We start from the raw sequence: 16,801 nt of genomic DNA, 5'->3' as shown, positions 1-16,801 counted from the left end.
TTTTATCCCGATGGCGGTGGTTGTTGCATTGCCTGCATCATTTGATTCATTTGTGCTTTTCCTTGCTCTAATCTATTTGCTGCATCTTGTTTTTTTACAGCGGTATCTTGCAAAGCAATCTCAATTTCTTTAATTCTGGCTTCAAGATAATTAATTGCTGAAGGAAAATCTTTTTCAACTGCTACTCCGGCTCCAATATTCAAAATGATTTTGCTATTTGATGAAATTTTTGTTGGAACATATGTTCCCATTCCAATTGGAACTAGAGTTTCTGATTCAGGGCTTTTACCAAGTGACTGAATGGATTCAATTGCAGCAGTGGCTTCTCTCAAAATACTATAGAAAGTTGCCTCTCTTTGAGATAAATCAGAAAAATATGTTTCAAGCATCTGCATTTGCTGCATTAATTGTTCTGCCTGTTCTTCACTCATTTACAACCAACCTTCCTCAGACGGTTATAAATTCATTCATGGATAGGGACTGAAAAAATCAAAAATATTTAATGAATAAAAAAATAAAGATTAGAACTTTATTTTGCTTTAGAGAATCTATCTTCTACTTCATCCCAGTTTACTACATTCCACCATGCAGCGATGTAGTCTGGTCTTTTATTTTGGTAGTTGAGATAGTATGCATGTTCCCAAACATCACAGCCCAATAATGGTACTAGTCCTTCAGTTCTTGGACTGGTTTGGTTTGGCATTGATTTGTATTCAACCTTTCCTGAAGAAGGATTGTAAACTAACCATCCCCAACCGCTACCTTGTATTACTGCCGTAGTGGATGAAAATTTCTCTTTAAAGTCAGAGAAGCCTCCAAAAGAACTATTAATTGCATCAGCAATTGATCCTCCAGGTTCTCCGCCTCCGTTTGCTTTCATGTTGTTCCAAAATAGCCTGTGGTTATCATAGCCACCACCATTGAAATTAACTGCGCCTCTTTGAGCTTCTGGTACTGATTTAATATCAGACAAAATGTCGAGTATATCTTTTGCTTGAATATCAGCAGGACATGCTTCAAGAGCTGCATTTAGTTTGTCAGTGTATGCTTGATGATGTTTTGTATGATGAATCTCCATTGTTCTTGCGTCAATGTGAGGTTCTAGTGCATCATATGCATAGGGCATTTCAGGAAGAGTGTATTTTCCCATGAATACGTTGAATGATTTATTCAATTTATTGCTTTATGAAGCAATTCATTTTTACTTGTAAAAATTGTTAAAAAATTTGTGAAATTCTTAGTTTTTTCAGCAATCATAGTGATATCAGGAGGATTTGTTTTGTTTCAGTCATTTCAAACAGAAAATGAAATTCAAACATATCTAGACAAAAGCGTACCATACATTGGAACCGAAATTCCCAGAATGGATGGAATTAATGGAGCTGGAATCAAAGTAGCAGTGATTGATACAGGTGTCGATTTTAACCATCCAGATTTGTTTGGATGGGGACCTGATGGTAAAGTCATAGGAGGATACAATTTCATAAACGAAGGTCAGCCACCTATGGATACTAACGGTCATGGCACTCAAGTTGCAGGAGTAATTGCAGCTGATGGACAAGCAAAAGGAGTTGCACCTAAAGCAAAAATTCTCGCTTACAAAGTTTCAGAAAATGGTGAAGAAGTTTCATCAGATTTGATCATCAGAGCAATTGAAAAAGCAATTGAGGATGATGCAGACATTATCAATATTAGTTTAGGAGTTAACAAAACAAATGCAAAGATTGAACGTGCAGTTAATCTTGCATTAGAAAAAGAAATTTTTGTAGTAACTGCAGCTGGAAATGACGGTCCTGCATCAAGGACAATTGGGAGTCCCGGAAGAAATCACGGCTCAGTTACAGTTGGAGCAACATACAACAATCTTACTTCAAGCTTGGTTGCAACACTAGAAGTTAATGACAAACCATTTACAGTAATTCCAATGGTCGGCTCTGCAAAATTGCAAGATCCTATTACTGGAAAAATAATTTTTGCAGGATATGGAAAACTACAAGATTTTGAAGATCTCAACGTCAAAGATGCAATAGTAATTGTTGAGAGAGGAAGTGACGTTAAAGGAGAGATGTTGTATTTTTCAATCAAAGAGAGTAATGCAGCAAATGCAGGTGCAAAAGCATTGATAGTCTATAATAACTCTCCAGGAATTTTTCTTGGAGAGTTGATTCATGAATTTACGGATACAGGTTATAGTCCGCAGATTCCAGTTGTGTCAATTGATAGAACAGAAGGGTTAGAAATCATAGAATCAATCAAAGAAGATAATCATGCGTCAATGCATTTGTTTTACAATCCAGACTTTGTAGCTCATTTTAGTTCAAGAGGTCCAGTTTCACCATTTTACATAAAGCCGGAAATTGTAGCACCTGGTGCATACATCAATACCACTCAGAACAATGCAGGGTATAATTTCACAAGTGGAACAAGTTACGCGGCGCCTCACGTCAGCGGGGCAGCAGCACTATTGCTTCAAAAAAACCCACTTTTTCACCATCATGAGATAAAATCGCTACTATTAACAACAGTTGAGCCTGTTTCTGATGCCTACGGTCAGCAATTCTCCCTAAATGATGCAGGTGCAGGAAGGCTTGATATTGGAAATGCATATGGTGCCAATCTAATCATCATACCACCAAATTTTGTAATCAATGTTTCAACAGATAATAGAATTGCAGAAAAACAACTAGAGTTAAAATTGATTGAAGGTACGCTAGATAATTTTGATGTAAAATTTGAAGGACCAGACTTTATAAAATTTACATATATTCTTGAAGGAAATAATTTACAAATCAAAATAAGTATGACTGAAGAAAACTTTGGAGATCATGAAGGAAAAATAATTATCCATCATGAGGATACTCGTTATACCATTCCATTTTTGATACACTATACACAAGGTTCAGTTTCTGTAATTCAACAAAATCAAAAACTTTCATTTGAGATTTATCATCCAGATGAATGGAATTTTGCAAAAATATCAGTTACAAATAGCAAAGACGGAAAAGTCGACACAACAACTATGCTGCCAAACAAAAAAGCAACAATAGACATCTATGAAAACGCAGAATATTGGATTGATGTCAAAATACGAACAAATCAAAACACAACAAGTGCATACAACACAATTAAGATAACTACAATTCCAGAAAATATTCAAAGATGGGACATTAATATTCCAGAAAAACAGATTGGAATTATCGTAGTAATTACAGTTGTTATAGGAATTTTCGGAATAATTAAAAGAAGATAGTCTAAAGAGAAGCTTTTGGACCTGCTTCAATTATTTCAGGTGAGACATTATCAAACTTCTTAAAGTTCTCAACAAACATCTGAGATAATTTTTTTGCAGATAATTCATACGAGTCTTTGTCAGTCCAAGTATTTTTTGGGTCCAAGATGTCTGAAGGGACACCTTCAACTTCAGTTGGAATATCTAAATTGAATAAATCATCATGACGGTACTTTACAATATCTAGTGCCCCTGAAAGAGCAGCTGTTACCATAGCACGACTATACTGGATCTTAATTCTTTTTCCAACTCCGTATGGGCCACCTGACCATCCAGTGTTTACAAGATAAACCACAGTATTGTGCTGATTGATTTTTTCTCCAAGTAATTTGGCGTAAACTGAGGCAGGTCTAGGCATGAATGGGGCACCAAAACACTCTGAAAATACAGATTTAGGCTCCTTGATACCACGTTCAGTTCCTGCCAATTTACTGGTGTAACCGGACATGAAATGGAACATTGCACCTTCCTTTGTTAATCGAGAAACTGGTGGCAAAACACCTAATGCGTCAGCTGTCAAAAATACAATCACTTTAGGATTTCCTCCAACGCTTGGAATTACAGCACCTGGAATGAAATCCAAAGGATATGCAACTCGAGTGTTTTCAGTTAACGCGTTATCATCATAATCAGGAACATTGTCTTTGAGTACTACATTTTCTAAAACTGCACCAGGTTTGATTGCATTCCAAATTTCAGGTTCTGCTTCTTGACTAAGATTGATACACTTTGCATAGCATCCACCTTCAAAGTTGAATGTACCATTATCAGACCAACCGTGTTCATCATCACCAATTAATTTTCTATTAGGATCTGCAGAAAGCGTAGTCTTACCAGTACCAGATAATCCAAAGAATAATGCAGTATCTCCTTTTTCTCCAATGTTTGCAGAACAGTGCATTGGAAAAATACCACGTTCTGGTAGAAGGAAATTCATTACACTAAACATTGACTTTTTCATTTCGCCGGCATATTCAGTTCCTCCAATCAAAACAATTTTTCTTGTCAAATCAATTAAGATGAATACATCTGTTCTAGTTCCGTCAACTTCTGGAACTGCTACAAAGTTGTTAAGACATAAAATTGTAAATTCTGGTTCATGGTTTTCGAGTTCTTCTTTTGTTGGTCGGATAAACAAATTCCTTGAGAACATACTTTGCCAGACATGATCATTAATCACCCTAATTGGTAATCGTGTATCAGGATCTGCTCCTACAAAACCATCAAAAACAAAAAGTTCCTTGTTATCAACAAAGCTTTTCATTTTCTCTAAAAGTTTCTTAAATTTGCCAGTTGGGAATTGATGGTTGATTTTGCCCCAATCAATGGTGTCATGGGTTTTATCATCAAATACAATGAATCGGTCATCAGGGGATCTGCCCGTATATTTTCCAGTATTGACTGAAAGAGAGCCTGTGGAATTTACTATGCCCTCTTTTCTTTCAACTGCTAGACGAACCATCCCCTCAACACTGAGGTTTCTGTGGACTTTGGAGGGATTTATTCCAAATTCTTTGAGCTGTGAGGAAAATTTGTCAGTTACTGCAGCACCTACTATTTGAGTCAGAGGATTTGGCCTCCAAAAATAATTTTATCAATCCCAGGCTTGTTCATGAGATATCGATCCGCCTAAAGTTTCCTTATTATCTTTTTCCTATCAAAAATTATTTTTTTGTCTAGGAACGTATTTATTCCAAAATTCAAGACTCAAAACAATGCCTATCAACAAGGACAAGATTGCAAAGAGACAGGAAATAAAAGAACACAATCCAGACTTTGTAAGACCAGAAAGCTGGCGTTATGTTAGGCTACAGACTAACTGGAGAAAACCAAAAGGAATTGATCATCATCAGAGAAAGCAAAAAAGTAGAGGCCGTCCAGGACTTGTCAAAGTCGGATATGGAGGACCAAAAGATGCCAGAGGATTACACCCATCAGGATATACAGATAATTTAGTATTCAATTTATCAGACTTGGAAAAACTAGATCCAAAAAAAGACGGAGTTAGATTCGGACACAGTGTTGGGACTAGGAAAAGAAAGGAAATCATTGTAAAAGCAATTGAAAATAAATTCAAAATTTTTAATGCGAGAGTGAGTGCAAGTGGTAGTAAATCTTAACGCAAAAAAAAGACTCGCATCTAGAGTCACAGGTGTGGGTATTCACAGAATTAAATTCGATACTGATCATCTAGATGATATTGCAGATGCAATTACTAGAGAAAACATTCGAAGTCTAATCACTGCAAATACAATCAAAATCAAACCATTTATTGGAACATCTAGAGGAAGAGCACAATTCAAGAAAGACCAGAAAAATAAGAGAGGCACAACTCAAGGATCAAAACAAGGTAGAAAGGGTGCAAGAGTTGGCAAAAAGGAAGTTTATGTTGCTAAAGTTCGTTCATTGAGAAGATTACTAAAGATTGCAAAAGACAGAAAAGATTTAACCAATCCAGAATTCTGGGCACTCTACAAGAAAGTTGGTGGCAATACTGTTAGAAACAAGGCACATCTCAGACTGCTAATGGATGAAATCAGAGAAAAGAGAAAAGATTAGAACCGATAAACGGTATTTTCTAAATTCATAATTTTACCATTTTTAATCTCAATGCCTTCATCACTGAGCATCTTTGTTTTGATGTGCTCCCCATATGCATAACCACCTATTTTGCCTGTAGACATTACAACTCTGTGACAAGGAATAATCGCAGGATATGGATTTTTGTTCATGATTTTTCCAACAACTCTTTGCCCGTTTTTTAATCCAACAGCTTTTGCCAATTCACCATATGTTGTGATTTTGCCTTTAGGGACTTCGAGCAATTTTTTGTAAATCTTTTGTTCAAGATTCAAAGTTTGATCACCTCAAGATCTGTTGATTCAAGCAAGTCAAGTACTTTTTGTTTGTCAGATCCTAATCCTCTCCAATCCAAAAGTGCGGCAGTTGCCATTTTGTTTTGCAAGAGAATGTGAGAAAATAGTTCTTCATCAAGATTTTCTAATGCATGTTTTGGAATAACTGTTCCAAGTGCATATTTTCCATCAAGTAATTCATCTGTAAACTTTGAAGGATAGTGTGTTCCACCAAAACAAATTGCCACAGGGTTTTCTTTGATTGGATGTGTTAGAACCTGATGGACCAGAGTTGCAACAGAATTGCACAGAGATTCATCAGTCCATTGTTTTTCAGTAGTGCCTATCTCTATGAATATTGATGGCTTTTTCAATGCAGTTGGGCCGTGGTGTGTTGCCTCTATAGTTATTTGAAAATCTGAAAATTTTGATTGATTTTTCTTTAATGTCTGAAGATATGCTTTTTGAAGATCAGGATGAGGGATTGCAACTTGTCTGTCATTTCCTCCAAACTTTGCTTCAGAAAAATTTCCAGTGCTATGACACGTCAATGCCAATTGGCCAGACTCTGCAGCATGTTTTGACAAAAAAATAAATCCATCATAATCATATTTTTTTTCCAACCAATCAGCTGAAATTACAGGGGTTGGAATAATTACCAAGTCATAGTATTTTCCATGAAAAATATCACCATCTTTGGTCATTTCCTTTGAAAGGGATTTTGCTATATTGTGACCTGCGGGGTCATCTTGATACGCAATTAGCAGTTCCATGAGATAAGGAATATAAGGACACCATATTAATTTCCACCAATGAACCCTAGGCAGACTTTGAAAAACATGGCAAATACCATGAAAATGGCTAAAAAACCAGACAAAGACGAGTACCAACAGCACCTCAGATTAGTATTGATGGGAATTTTGGGCGTTGGAGCAATTGGATTTACCATACAGTTTGTCTTTTCGGTAATTACATTTGGACGGTAAAATTGTCAGAGGAAGTAAAATCACATTTGTTTGCAATCAGAACCACCGGAGGACAAGAAAAAGTGGTTATGCGATTATTAGAAGCAAAAGCTAACGCTAATCAAATTAACATTCAATCAGTACTGCTAGTAGATAATCTAAAGGGATATGTCATAATTGAAGCAATCAACCCAAGCGATGCATATATGGCAGTTGAAGGAGTAAGACACATTCGCGGTCAATTAAGAGGAGAACTAGAATTCAAAGATATCGAAGGGTATCTAATCAAGAAATCAACAGTTTCACAATTAGCAGTAGATAATGTCGTAGAAATTACAGGAGGTCCATTCAAGGGAATGAAAGCAACAATCACTAGAATTGATGTTGACAAGGAAGAGGCAACTGTAGTTTTACTAGATGCATCATACCAATTACCAGTAACAGTAGACGCAAACTACCTAAAACTTTCAAGTGAGGCTTAGGAAGGATTAAATTTTCAATTTGAGTTTGATTTAACATGGGAGAACAAAAAGTATCATCACTTGTGACAGGCGGAGGAGCATCAGCAGGTCCACCATTAGGCCCAGCACTAGGCCCATTAGGTGTGAACATCATGGAAGTCATTCAAGCAATTAATGATAAAACAAAAGATTTTGCTGGAATGAAAGTTCCAGTTACAGTAATTGTTGATACTGATACAAAAAAATATGAGATTGAAATCGGCATCCCATCAGCTGCTGCATTGATCATGAAAGAAGCAGGAATCCAAAAGGGTTCAGGAGCTTCGGGTGCGGAATGGGCAGGAGATGTCACAATGGAGGCAGTAATCAAAGTAGCAAACACAAAACTTGAGAAATCCTATGCTTCATCATTAAAATCAGTTGCAAAAACAATCATTGGCACATGCCTTGCATTAGGAGTTAAAGTAGAAGGAAAGACTCCAAAAGAAATTACAGCTGAAATCAATGAAGGCAAATGGGATTCAAAATTTCAATAGTTATTTGGAAAAAAATTATCAATAATCACGTTTGTGAGATATATGAACAAAGTAGTACACTAAAATTTCATATGATGATCAAGGGAGAACATAGAAATTCTATCAAGAGGTATTCGGATGGCAAATAACAAAATCTCCAGAATGGACTATCACATGGTAACAACCACTCAAGTGATGAGAAAATGAAACCTAAAGAGCCAGGTGCAATCAACGGAGGATTGCTTTCAGGCAGACAGAATTTCTGGCTCTAATAATTTTCGCGATTGGTTTCATTTTGATGCTGCAAGACCCACAAAGAACAAAGCAATTGTTCTTGAAACTGATTTTAAAATTTTCAAAAGATTATGGATTACTCCTGAAAGACAGGCTAATGCACTTAATGTATTGAAAAAATTGGTGTGATTCTTTTGGATAAAAAATGGGTTTTCATAATATTGGCAATGATAGGTTTTACATCTCTTGAATTACTATTGTACTCAGGCTTGATTTTATTTTAATTCTATAGAATGAGAACATAAAATTATTAGCTGAATCTAATTAGTCCCATCTAATTTTCATATTGTTTAAATTAAAAAAGAACGTACAACATACAATGAGAATTGATTCATGCAGAAAATGTGGAACTGAACTAGAAGAAAACAAAAAATGTGATGTTTGTGGGAAAATAAATCAGCTTTTCTGTCACAACTGTGGTTACACTACTGATGAACAAATTCATTCAAAGTGTTATCTTGTAAGGACTAACCACAATTTGTTGAATGCAACTATTGTGTAATTCTGGTAGTCCAGCAAATTTGAATTCAAAAAATCAGACATTTTATTCAATCATTGTAAATATTTTCTCATAGAAATGGAATTAGTAAAAAGAGAATTGTTTAAAGCCTAGGATTTGAAAAGGGATTAGCTTGAAAGCTTCTGATTTGTTTGTAAAATGCCTTGAAAACGAAGGTGTGGAATACATTTTTGGAATACCTGGTGAAGAGAACGCAGACTTTATGATGTCACTAGCTGAGTCCAAAATTAAGTTCATTTTAACTCGACATGAGCAGGGAGCTGCATTTATGGCAGATGTTTATGGCAGACTAACAGGTAAGGTCGGAGTATGTCTGGCCACTTTAGGCCCAGGTGCAACCAATCTTGTAACAGGGGTTGCAAATGCAAACATGGATAGATCAAGATTACTTGCAATTACTGGGCAGACTGATTCGCATCTATTACACAAAGAATCTCATCAAAACATGGATGCAATAACAATGTTCAAACCAATTACAAAATGGAATTGGTCAATACGTAATCCACAAAACATTCCAGAAATTGTAAGGCGAGCATTCAAAATTTCACTTGAAGAAAAACCAGGAGCTGTACATATTGAATTACCACAAGACATTGCAAAAAGGGAAGCAGATATTCCTCCAATTGAACCTCAACCCATCTTTAGATCAGAGGCAAATGAAAAATTGATAAAACAAGCTGCACAGATAATTCTTGAAGCAAAAAACCCCATAATTTTTCTAGGAAATGGTTGTGTTAGAGAAAATGCAAGTCAACATATCAGAAAATTTGTAGAGAAAACAGGAATTATAGCAATGAATACGTTTATGGGGAAAGGAGTTGTGTCTGATGATTCTCCACTTCATCTGCATACAATTGGCATCAAGGATGCAGACCATGCTTTACTTGCAATGAAATCAGCTGATGTGATAATTGCAGTAGGTGTTGATCTTGTTGAATACAGTCCTAAAAATTGGAATCTAAATTTAGACAAGAAAATTATCCATATTGATTTCACTCCGTCTGAAGTTTATACCTATTACAGGCCAATAGTTGAGATAATTTCAGATATTGAATATGCAGTTGATGCAATATTAGATGAATTAGAACAGCAAAAGAAATTACATCCCGAATTAGATATATTTCCACGAAAAGAAATTCCCGAATTATTTAAAAAAATTATTAGAGAAGTAGATGAAAGACGAGATTCATTTAGTGATGACATGTCATTTCCAATAAAACCTGAAAAATTAGTTATCGATGTTCGAAATGCTTTGGGTGAAAATGATATCGTGCTATCGGATGTTGGTGCTCACAAGCTTTGGATTTCAAAAATTTACAAAACATATCAACCAAACACATGCATAATTCCAAATGGTTTTTGTTCAATGGGATTTGCGTTTCCAGGAGCAATTGCAGCAAAGATTGTTCATCCGGACAGAAATATAGTAGCAATGTGTGGGGATGCAGGATTTTTGATGAACATTCAAGAACTTGAAACGGCAGTACGTCTTAAACTTGGGATTATTACTGTAGTGTGGTGCGATCTTGATTTAGGAATGATTTCAATGAAACAAAAAAACGAGTTTGGCAAAAGTGTCTTTACGAGATTTAATAATCCCGAATTCATTACTTTGGCTCAGAGTTTTGGTGCAGTTGGGTTTGTAGTAAAAACTACTGAGGCGTTTTCAAAGACTTTGGAGGATGCAAAAAAAATCAAAGACAAACCAGTAATCATTGCAATTGATGTGGATTATTCGAGAAATAATGTGCTCTTAAATGATAGCAATTATGAAAACATAGAATCAAAAAACAAACTCTAAATCACACATTAATGAGATATTTCCCATTTTCTTATTAAAGGAAATTTGATAATTTTTTCATCATGTTCTATTATCTTAAAGCAGATAGATATATGATATCGTTCAGTAGTAATCATTCCACAAATTCTACAAATAAATCGTGTAGGGGCTTTGCATTTACCACACAACGAATAATCCAATAGCAACCCCCCACATTTTCTACATGACTCATCAGGCAATTCCATACACACCTAATTTTCAGAAAATTAAGCTACTTGAGGAATTTTAACCAGAAATTTATCTTGATGAGTGCTTGAAGCAGCAAGACAACGGTATGCAGCCTGAATTATTTTACAAGTATCCAATCCAGGTTCTACTGACAACAGAATCAAATCCTCTTGATGTGGAATTGTAATCATAGTAGTGTTTTCTCTAAATGAGACAATGGCAGATATTCTTCCAAATGAATTGTCAAATTCTTTTCTCATTGACAAATCAAGTGTTGTCTCCATAAACAGCATCTCCATTTTTTGTTCATCACTTTCCAAAGGAGCTACTTGAGTTTTACACTCAGACACCTTCCGTCCACGGCTGTTTACCATTACTGCGAATCTAATTCCGATTACTTTACACATATTTTTACAGATTTCATCATAAAGAGACATTTGCTTTGCTTCCAATCAAAAGTCATCCTCCTTATCTAGTAGAATCCAGGACAATCCTGCTACATCTTCCCAGTTGAATTGTTTCAAATTCTCTATTGTTAATACTTTTTTGTATTTATTTTTCGAAGGATTCTGAATCTGATTAATTTCAGATTGCTTGTGAATTAGTATTGCTGACATGTTATCATTTTAGTCTTGTATTATATTGAAATGGTTATTTGTTTGTGGTATGCCTTTTTGGCTCTAATATAACAAGTCAGATAGAGCTTTTTTTGTTTTAATTGAGGATTTGAAATTTGAGTAAATTGTTCAAATTCTAAATTGTTTGAGTAAGATAGACAGGATCCTTGTCAGTTTTTTGTAGTTCAACAAAGGTTTCAGAATTTTGAATACCTGGTACTTTGCCAATCTTCTCGATGACTATAGTATGAAGAGCCTCAAGATCTTTTGCATAAACCTGGATGATTATATCAAATCTACCGGTAACTTCTGAGATAGAGACAACTTCTGGGATGCCCATGAATGTTTTGTGAATTTCATCCTTGTGTTTTGGGTCTCTGTTGATTCCAACTGAGGCCTTGACACCGATTCCCAAAAGAGAGTCATCAATTTCGACCGTGAATTTTTTGATTAGTTTTTTCTTCATCAATCTCTTGATTCGGCTATATAGCACTGATGCATTAATTCCAAGTTTTTTAGATAGAGTAGGAACCGAAATTGAACCATCCTTGGTCAATTCAAAAAGTAATTTCATGTCTAGTTCGTCAAAACGATGCAACGTATTCGAAAAAAGAATTTATGATTTAATATATGTAGGTTTTTACAAATAATTCGGCCAGATTTACAAGATTTAATTGAAAATTTGTAATTTTTCCAAAAATATCGATAATCAAAAACCCTATCTCTAAACGATTTTAAGTAGGCTTTTTTGAAAATGTTCGTAATGATTACAGAGTCTCAGCTAGTCGATATGATCAAAGAGGCAAAGGCTGCTACAAAAAAGAAAAAGTTTACGCAGTCAATTGAGTTAATTGCTAATTTCAAAGATATTGATGTAAAGAAAGGATTTGCACTAAATGAAGTAGTTCAACTTCCAAAGACTAGTTCACCAGCTACTGTTTGTGTAATGGCAACAGGCGAGATGGGTCAGAAAGCAAAACAAGCAAATGCAGATTCTGTAATCGGAACAGAAGAATTAGATAAATTCGGAGCTAACAAAAGAGAATCTCGAAAATTCATCAACAAATATGATTTCTTTTTAGCAGATACCAAAGTAATGCCAACAGTCGGTAAAACTTTGGGTCAACTTTTAGGCCCTAGAGGAAAAATGCCAACACCAGTTCCTTTTGATGCACCAATTGATGCATTTTTGTCAAGATTTAGATCATCAATTAAAGTGAGAACAAGAGCATCACTATCTGTTTCATGTAAAATTGGAGATGAAACTATGGAGGATGCAGATTTAGCAATCAATGCACACACTGTTCTAAATGCAATTGAAAAGAAATTGCCAAACGGTGAGAAGAACATGAGAAGAATTATGATTAAAACTACAATGGGTAAGCCAATAAAACAAATCCAAGAGGTTAGAAAGAAATTTGCATGAGAATAGAACCACTTATCCTAAAAGAAAAACCCAGATGTATCAGCAATTACAAGAGCTACCAAAAAAATACAAAGTAATAGCTGTCATCAAACTGAACAAGGTACGTTCAACACAGATTTTACCATTAAGAAAAGTTCTCAAAGGCGATGTAGAGTTTGTTGCAATCAAAGATAAGGTTGCACAAAAAGCACTCAACACAATTGACGTTCCAGGAATCAAAGGAATTGCTGACCAGCTTGAAGGTCAATGCATGTTCTTGTTTACAAACATGTCACCATTCAAACTCAACGTTCTTTTAGCTAAAAACAAAGTAATGATGGCAGCAAGAGGTGGAGACATTGCCAGTATAGATATTGTCGTACCTGCAAAGAACACAGGAATTGCACCAGGACCAATGCTTACAGAATTCAAAGAGGCTGGAATTCCAACAAAGATTGATCAAGGAACAATTTGGATTGCAAAAGATAGCACCCCAGTGTTAAAGGGAGAGACCATCAATGAAAAGTTAGCATCAATTTTAGGCAAACTAGACATCAAACCAGTCGAAGCTGGAATTTCACTATACTCAGCGCTTGAAGAAGGCAGCACATATGCAGCAGCAGAGATGGTAATTGATGTTGAAAAGATAAGAGCACAATTCGGCCAAGCCCATCAAGAAGCAGTTTCATTATCTGTAGAGGCAGCATACATTACTGCCGACAACATATCGCAGATTCTCAGCAAGGCCGCACAGTATGCTCGCTCATTATCAGTAGAATCAGGATTTATGACAGACGAGACAAAGGAGCAAATCTTGCAAAAAGCAGATGCACAAGCAAGAGCAGTTGCCGGCCAAGCAAAAGACTACACACCAGCATAAACCTAATTACTTTTAGTTTTTAATTTATACTCGAAACAATTTTGGTGGAATTAATTAGGAGATACTAGTTTGTTAGCAGCAGTGAATAAAAAAAAATGGACATGGTATGGAATCATTTTTGCAATAATCATATCATTAGTAATTGCCACGATCCAAATTTACAGTATAGAAGAAGAAAGTATCAAAACATCAATCATAGAAAATCAGATTGAAATTCAAGAAATCATTGCAAAATCAATATCCAAAAACATTACTTCAGAGATGGAGTTAATAATATTTGAATTAGAAAACTTGGCAAAATCAAGTGAACTACAAAAAGACATTGGAACTGTAGAATCAAACAGATTAATTGCCCAGACATTTATTCGTCTAAACTCTATCTCACCTACTGCACAAATTCTTGCCCTTGATGAAGATTTCACAGTTTTATCTCAAGCAAGTAAAACCTACAATTCGTTTGTTGGTGCCAAAGTTAAGGGATTATCAGAATTAATTGATTTAGAAAAGAACGATCTAGATTCAGAACCAAAAATTCTATCCATAAACACGCTGCTCTTTGATGAGCCAGAAATTGCAATCACATTTCCAATAATCAATGAGGAAACAAACAAACCAGCAGGAATGTTTTTAGTTACATTAGCATCAAGTGAATTTTTCAAAAGGCACGGAAACATTTACGATATAGAATCTCAATTTTTGACTGTCACAGACGAAAATTATGTACTGTTAATTCATCCTAACAATAAGAATATTGGAAAAAATTTCTTTGATGAGGAAATTCAACAAGCAAATGGAAATGATCCGTTAGTAAATTATCACATCCAGAATGTGCTTGAAGGTAATCTCTCTACGATGATTTTTACAGCAAATGACAATATCGGTGAGAGGATAAACACAGGAATTCCAGTTACTGTCAATGGAAAAAATGAATTCATGTTCGGAGTGGTTACCCCTACTCAGTCAATTAACAAAGAGATCGACGAAATAATTTTCATAACAAAGATTCAAAGCGTTTTTTTGTTGTTATCTACAATAGTTGTTTTGTTAGCATTTTTGGTTAAACGCTCACAAAGCTTCAAAAAAGAAAAATTAACAGTGATTGGTCAGCTCTCATCAAATATTGCACATGACATACGAAATCCATTGGGTACAATAAAAAATGCAGGAGTAATAATTGAAAAAGAAAATAATGACAGCAACAAAATCATATCAAGGGAAATTAACCGAATTAATCTGTCTGTACGACGAATTTCTCATCAAATTGAAGAAGTATTAAACTATGTAAGAACAACTCCTTTGATTCTAAAACCACATTCAATCAATCAAACTATTCAAGAAGCAATAGATACATTGACTGTTCCAGAAAACATTACGATAAGCACTCCAAAAAATGATGTAACTATAAAATTTGATCACGATAAAATACTCATCGTATTTGTAAATATCATACTAAACGCAATTCAATCCATCGGAGATACTAAAGGAGAAATCAATATCAACATGCATAAAACTGGATCTCATATTACAATTGAGTTTGAGAATTCTGGCCCCAACATACCATCAAAGGATCTAAAACGTATCTTCGATACCTTGTTTACTACCAAATTGGAAGGAACGGGTCTGGGTCTTTCTAGTTGCAAAAACATTGTAGAGCAACACAAGGGTGAGATATTTGCCACTACAAATCCTGTGAAATTCTCAATTAGGTTACCAAAATGATCATTCAAGTAATGTTGACTAGCAATCAAAAATTTAGGAGAAAACAATGATAAATTCCCGTATTCTTTTGGTAGATGATGATATTCAGTTCTTGGAGGCTACAGAATACATGTTAAGATATGAGAATTATGACGTAATCACGGCCAAAAATGGGGAAGAGGCCATAAAAAAATACAAAGAATCAAAGCCAGATATCGTTCTAATGGATTTGAAGATGCCTGTAATGAACGGATATGAGGCATTTTTTAAAATAAAAAAAGAAAATCCTGATGCAAAGATAGTCTTTACGTCAGCATATACGATTAACAATGAAGAATTTGAGAAAGCAAAAAAAACAGGACTGTTTGGATTGCTTACAAAACCATTTGATCTTAATGAATTAAACAGCATTATTGAATCAAAAAATTAGATTTTCATTTAACGTCTGACTTTTTTAATACACTATATCTTTGCTGATAATATTTTATCGTATCTCTAAAAAAAATCAGAAACCATTTTTTTAGATCATGATCATCCTCAAATACTGCATCCAAACTTTTTATCCCATTGGATTTTGAATTATTTTTTCCAACTGGATTGTATAATAAATTAGTGTAAAACCAATACGAAATCTGCTCTGCCAGTTGCTCTTCGGAAATAGATTCAAAATTTCTTTGGTATTTTATGTGCACGTATGACATTAATTCATAAAATGGAATTCCAGGTTGAACTTGAATTTGAGGATTGTCTGCAAGCAAACCGTTTGCTAATAACTTAATTCCATAAATCCTGTCACCGATTTTTGATTTAAGATAATCCCATTTTCCAAAAACTTTTGGCAAGACCTTTGAATATTTTTCTGCAATTTTATCAATTTCATTATTTGAAAAATCCAACACATCAATACAATACAAAATTCCATACAATGACAGTCTATACTTGTCAGCAATTCCTGTTTTGAGACTTTTTCCATCTTTGATTGCCAATCCCAAATCTAAAATTCCATCGGAATGTTTTCCGTTGTCTTTTCTTCCAACAAGCAATCTTCTGTAAATTTTTTCACGTTCACGTAATTTTGCCATGTCATTAGGTATGGATATTTTTGCTAAATCCCATGTAGTTAATGACTCATTTTTGCTCATTATTTTTAATAGAGTTTGGACATTTTGCTGATGTTTATTGAGTTTTGATTTCTGTTCACCAGGTGTACCATAATGAAGGTGGGCATTTGGTCGCAAATACATTTTGTAGTTTTGCAAGTTACCCAATGCAAAATCTGATTCAAAAGGCATAC

General features: G+C 34.9%; 22 protein-coding genes. 13 read left to right on the top strand and 9 right to left on the bottom strand.

Annotated features, from left to right (window positions below; translation table 11 throughout):
• Positions 1-2 precede the first annotated feature (2 nt).
• Complete coding sequence (gene pfdA, locus C5F50_RS02850) at positions 3-431, bottom strand: prefoldin subunit alpha (protein WP_179372191.1); 429 nt, start codon at positions 429-431, stop codon at positions 3-5.
• A gap of 98 nt (positions 432-529) precedes the next feature.
• The gene (locus C5F50_RS02845; RefSeq protein ID WP_179372190.1) at positions 530-1,150 is read right to left on the bottom strand and encodes a superoxide dismutase; all 621 of its coding nucleotides are present in this window, start codon (positions 1,148-1,150) and stop codon (positions 530-532) included.
• A gap of 78 nt (positions 1,151-1,228) precedes the next feature.
• Here C5F50_RS02845 and C5F50_RS02840 point away from each other — a divergent pair, with 78 nt between their 5' ends.
• Positions 1,229-3,250, top strand: a complete 2,022-nt coding sequence (locus tag C5F50_RS02840) for a S8 family serine peptidase (RefSeq protein WP_179372189.1) — start codon at positions 1,229-1,231, stop codon at positions 3,248-3,250.
• A 1-nt stretch (position 3,251) separates the two neighbouring features.
• Here C5F50_RS02840 and pckA read toward each other — a convergent pair whose 3' ends face one another.
• Positions 3,252-4,856, bottom strand: a complete 1,605-nt coding sequence (gene pckA / locus C5F50_RS02835) for a phosphoenolpyruvate carboxykinase (ATP) (RefSeq protein ID WP_280924482.1) — start codon at positions 4,854-4,856, stop codon at positions 3,252-3,254.
• Positions 4,857-5,004: 148 nt separating this feature from the next.
• Here pckA and C5F50_RS02830 point away from each other — a divergent pair, with 148 nt between their 5' ends.
• Entirely contained in the window at positions 5,005-5,409 is a 405-nt protein-coding gene (locus tag C5F50_RS02830; RefSeq protein WP_179372188.1) for a 50S ribosomal protein L32e, read from the top strand.
• A complete protein-coding gene (locus C5F50_RS02825; RefSeq protein WP_179372187.1) occupies positions 5,393-5,848 on the top strand; it encodes a 50S ribosomal protein L19e in 456 nt (151 codons plus the stop codon). The genes C5F50_RS02830 and C5F50_RS02825 overlap by 17 nt, the downstream gene beginning before the upstream one ends.
• On the opposite strand, the gene C5F50_RS02820 is transcribed toward C5F50_RS02825, so the two are convergent.
• The gene (locus tag C5F50_RS02820) at positions 5,845-6,144 is read right to left on the bottom strand and encodes an MGMT family protein (RefSeq protein WP_179372186.1); all 300 of its coding nucleotides are present in this window, start codon (positions 6,142-6,144) and stop codon (positions 5,845-5,847) included. The genes C5F50_RS02825 and C5F50_RS02820 overlap by 4 nt on opposite strands.
• Positions 6,141-6,917 carry a D-aminoacyl-tRNA deacylase gene (locus C5F50_RS02815; protein WP_179372185.1) on the bottom strand — a complete coding sequence of 259 codons (777 nt, stop codon included), beginning with the start codon at positions 6,915-6,917 and terminating at the stop codon, positions 6,141-6,143. Before C5F50_RS02815 ends, C5F50_RS02820 begins: the two co-directional genes overlap by 4 nt.
• A gap of 39 nt (positions 6,918-6,956) precedes the next feature.
• Here C5F50_RS02815 and C5F50_RS02810 point away from each other — a divergent pair, with 39 nt between their 5' ends.
• From C5F50_RS02810 to C5F50_RS02785, 6 genes are all read left to right on the top strand, one after another.
• A complete protein-coding gene (locus tag C5F50_RS02810; RefSeq protein ID WP_179372184.1) occupies positions 6,957-7,130 on the top strand; it encodes a protein translocase SEC61 complex subunit gamma in 174 nt (57 codons plus the stop codon).
• A 2-nt stretch (positions 7,131-7,132) separates the two neighbouring features.
• Entirely contained in the window at positions 7,133-7,591 is a 459-nt protein-coding gene (locus C5F50_RS02805; protein WP_179372183.1) for a transcription elongation factor Spt5, read from the top strand.
• 35 nt (positions 7,592-7,626) lie between these two features.
• Positions 7,627-8,106, top strand: a complete 480-nt coding sequence (locus C5F50_RS02800) for a 50S ribosomal protein L11 (protein WP_179372182.1) — start codon at positions 7,627-7,629, stop codon at positions 8,104-8,106.
• Between the two features lie 201 nt (positions 8,107-8,307).
• Positions 8,308-8,508, top strand: coding sequence for a hypothetical protein (locus C5F50_RS02795; protein WP_179372181.1), 201 nt, complete (start codon positions 8,308-8,310; stop codon positions 8,506-8,508).
• A 190-nt stretch (positions 8,509-8,698) separates the two neighbouring features.
• Positions 8,699-8,881: a hypothetical protein gene (locus C5F50_RS02790; RefSeq protein ID WP_179372180.1), complete on the top strand. Its 183-nt coding sequence runs from the start codon at positions 8,699-8,701 to the stop codon at positions 8,879-8,881.
• 130 nt (positions 8,882-9,011) lie between these two features.
• Positions 9,012-10,700: an acetolactate synthase large subunit gene (locus C5F50_RS02785; RefSeq protein WP_179372179.1), complete on the top strand. Its 1,689-nt coding sequence runs from the start codon at positions 9,012-9,014 to the stop codon at positions 10,698-10,700.
• Positions 10,701-10,945: 245 nt separating this feature from the next.
• Here the strand turns inward: C5F50_RS02785 and C5F50_RS02780 are convergent, their stop codons facing one another.
• From C5F50_RS02780 to C5F50_RS02770, 3 genes are all read right to left on the bottom strand, one after another.
• A complete protein-coding gene (locus C5F50_RS02780) occupies positions 10,946-11,359 on the bottom strand; it encodes a DUF6659 family protein (RefSeq protein ID WP_246282117.1) in 414 nt (137 codons plus the stop codon).
• On the bottom strand, positions 11,360-11,524 hold the full coding sequence (locus C5F50_RS02775) for a hypothetical protein (RefSeq protein ID WP_179372178.1): 165 nt from the start codon (positions 11,522-11,524) through the stop codon (positions 11,360-11,362). It lies immediately after the preceding gene.
• Between the two features lie 136 nt (positions 11,525-11,660).
• The gene (locus C5F50_RS02770) at positions 11,661-12,098 is read right to left on the bottom strand and encodes an Lrp/AsnC family transcriptional regulator (RefSeq protein WP_179372883.1); all 438 of its coding nucleotides are present in this window, start codon (positions 12,096-12,098) and stop codon (positions 11,661-11,663) included.
• Between the two features lie 189 nt (positions 12,099-12,287).
• Here C5F50_RS02770 and C5F50_RS02765 point away from each other — a divergent pair, with 189 nt between their 5' ends.
• The 4 genes from C5F50_RS02765 (at position 12,288) to C5F50_RS02750 (ending at position 15,937) form a co-directional block, all read left to right on the top strand.
• Positions 12,288-12,950 carry a 50S ribosomal protein L1 gene (locus C5F50_RS02765; protein WP_179372177.1) on the top strand — a complete coding sequence of 221 codons (663 nt, stop codon included), beginning with the start codon at positions 12,288-12,290 and terminating at the stop codon, positions 12,948-12,950.
• A complete protein-coding gene (locus C5F50_RS02760; RefSeq protein WP_179372176.1) occupies positions 12,943-13,809 on the top strand; it encodes a 50S ribosomal protein L10 in 867 nt (288 codons plus the stop codon). The genes C5F50_RS02765 and C5F50_RS02760 overlap by 8 nt, the downstream gene beginning before the upstream one ends.
• A 69-nt stretch (positions 13,810-13,878) precedes the next feature.
• Positions 13,879-15,528 carry a sensor histidine kinase gene (locus tag C5F50_RS02755; RefSeq protein WP_179372175.1) on the top strand — a complete coding sequence of 550 codons (1,650 nt, stop codon included), beginning with the start codon at positions 13,879-13,881 and terminating at the stop codon, positions 15,526-15,528.
• A 46-nt stretch (positions 15,529-15,574) separates the two neighbouring features.
• Positions 15,575-15,937 carry a response regulator gene (locus C5F50_RS02750; RefSeq protein WP_179372174.1) on the top strand — a complete coding sequence of 121 codons (363 nt, stop codon included), beginning with the start codon at positions 15,575-15,577 and terminating at the stop codon, positions 15,935-15,937.
• Between the two features lie 4 nt (positions 15,938-15,941).
• Here the strand turns inward: C5F50_RS02750 and C5F50_RS02745 are convergent, their stop codons facing one another.
• Positions 15,942-16,799 (bottom strand): hypothetical protein, encoded by an 858-nt coding sequence (locus tag C5F50_RS02745; protein ID WP_179372173.1) that lies wholly within the window; start codon positions 16,797-16,799, stop codon positions 15,942-15,944.
• Positions 16,800-16,801: the final 2 nt, after the last annotated feature.

Source organism: Nitrosopumilus ureiphilus (assembly GCF_013407185.1).
Classification (GTDB): domain Archaea; phylum Thermoproteota; class Nitrososphaeria; order Nitrososphaerales; family Nitrosopumilaceae; genus Nitrosopumilus; species Nitrosopumilus ureiphilus.
The sequence above is the reverse complement of the archived record's forward strand: the minus strand, read 5'-3'. Positions and strand labels throughout refer to the sequence as shown.

Bases quoted from the DNA above. Each gene is read 5' to 3' on its own strand.
- pfdA (WP_179372191.1), bottom strand. From the start codon at position 431: ATGAGTGAAGAACAGGCAGAACAATTAATGCAGCAAATGCAGATGCTT.
- C5F50_RS02845 (WP_179372190.1), bottom strand. From the start codon at position 1,150: ATGGGAAAATACACTCTTCCTGAAATGCCCTATGCATATGATGCACTA.
- C5F50_RS02830 (WP_179372188.1), top strand. From the start codon at position 5,005: ATGCCTATCAACAAGGACAAGATTGCAAAGAGACAGGAAATAAAAGAA.
- C5F50_RS02815 (WP_179372185.1), bottom strand. From the start codon at position 6,917: ATGGAACTGCTAATTGCGTATCAAGATGACCCCGCAGGTCACAATATA.
- C5F50_RS02810 (WP_179372184.1), top strand. From the start codon at position 6,957: ATGAACCCTAGGCAGACTTTGAAAAACATGGCAAATACCATGAAAATG.
- C5F50_RS02800 (WP_179372182.1), top strand. From the start codon at position 7,627: ATGGGAGAACAAAAAGTATCATCACTTGTGACAGGCGGAGGAGCATCA.
- C5F50_RS02790 (WP_179372180.1), top strand. From the start codon at position 8,699: ATGAGAATTGATTCATGCAGAAAATGTGGAACTGAACTAGAAGAAAAC.
- C5F50_RS02775 (WP_179372178.1), bottom strand. From the start codon at position 11,524: ATGTCAGCAATACTAATTCACAAGCAATCTGAAATTAATCAGATTCAG.
- C5F50_RS02770 (WP_179372883.1), bottom strand. From the start codon at position 12,098: ATGAAATTACTTTTTGAATTGACCAAGGATGGTTCAATTTCGGTTCCT.
- C5F50_RS02765 (WP_179372177.1), top strand. From the start codon at position 12,288: ATGATTACAGAGTCTCAGCTAGTCGATATGATCAAAGAGGCAAAGGCT.
- C5F50_RS02750 (WP_179372174.1), top strand. From the start codon at position 15,575: ATGATAAATTCCCGTATTCTTTTGGTAGATGATGATATTCAGTTCTTG.
- C5F50_RS02745 (WP_179372173.1), bottom strand. From the start codon at position 16,799: ATGCCTTTTGAATCAGATTTTGCATTGGGTAACTTGCAAAACTACAAA.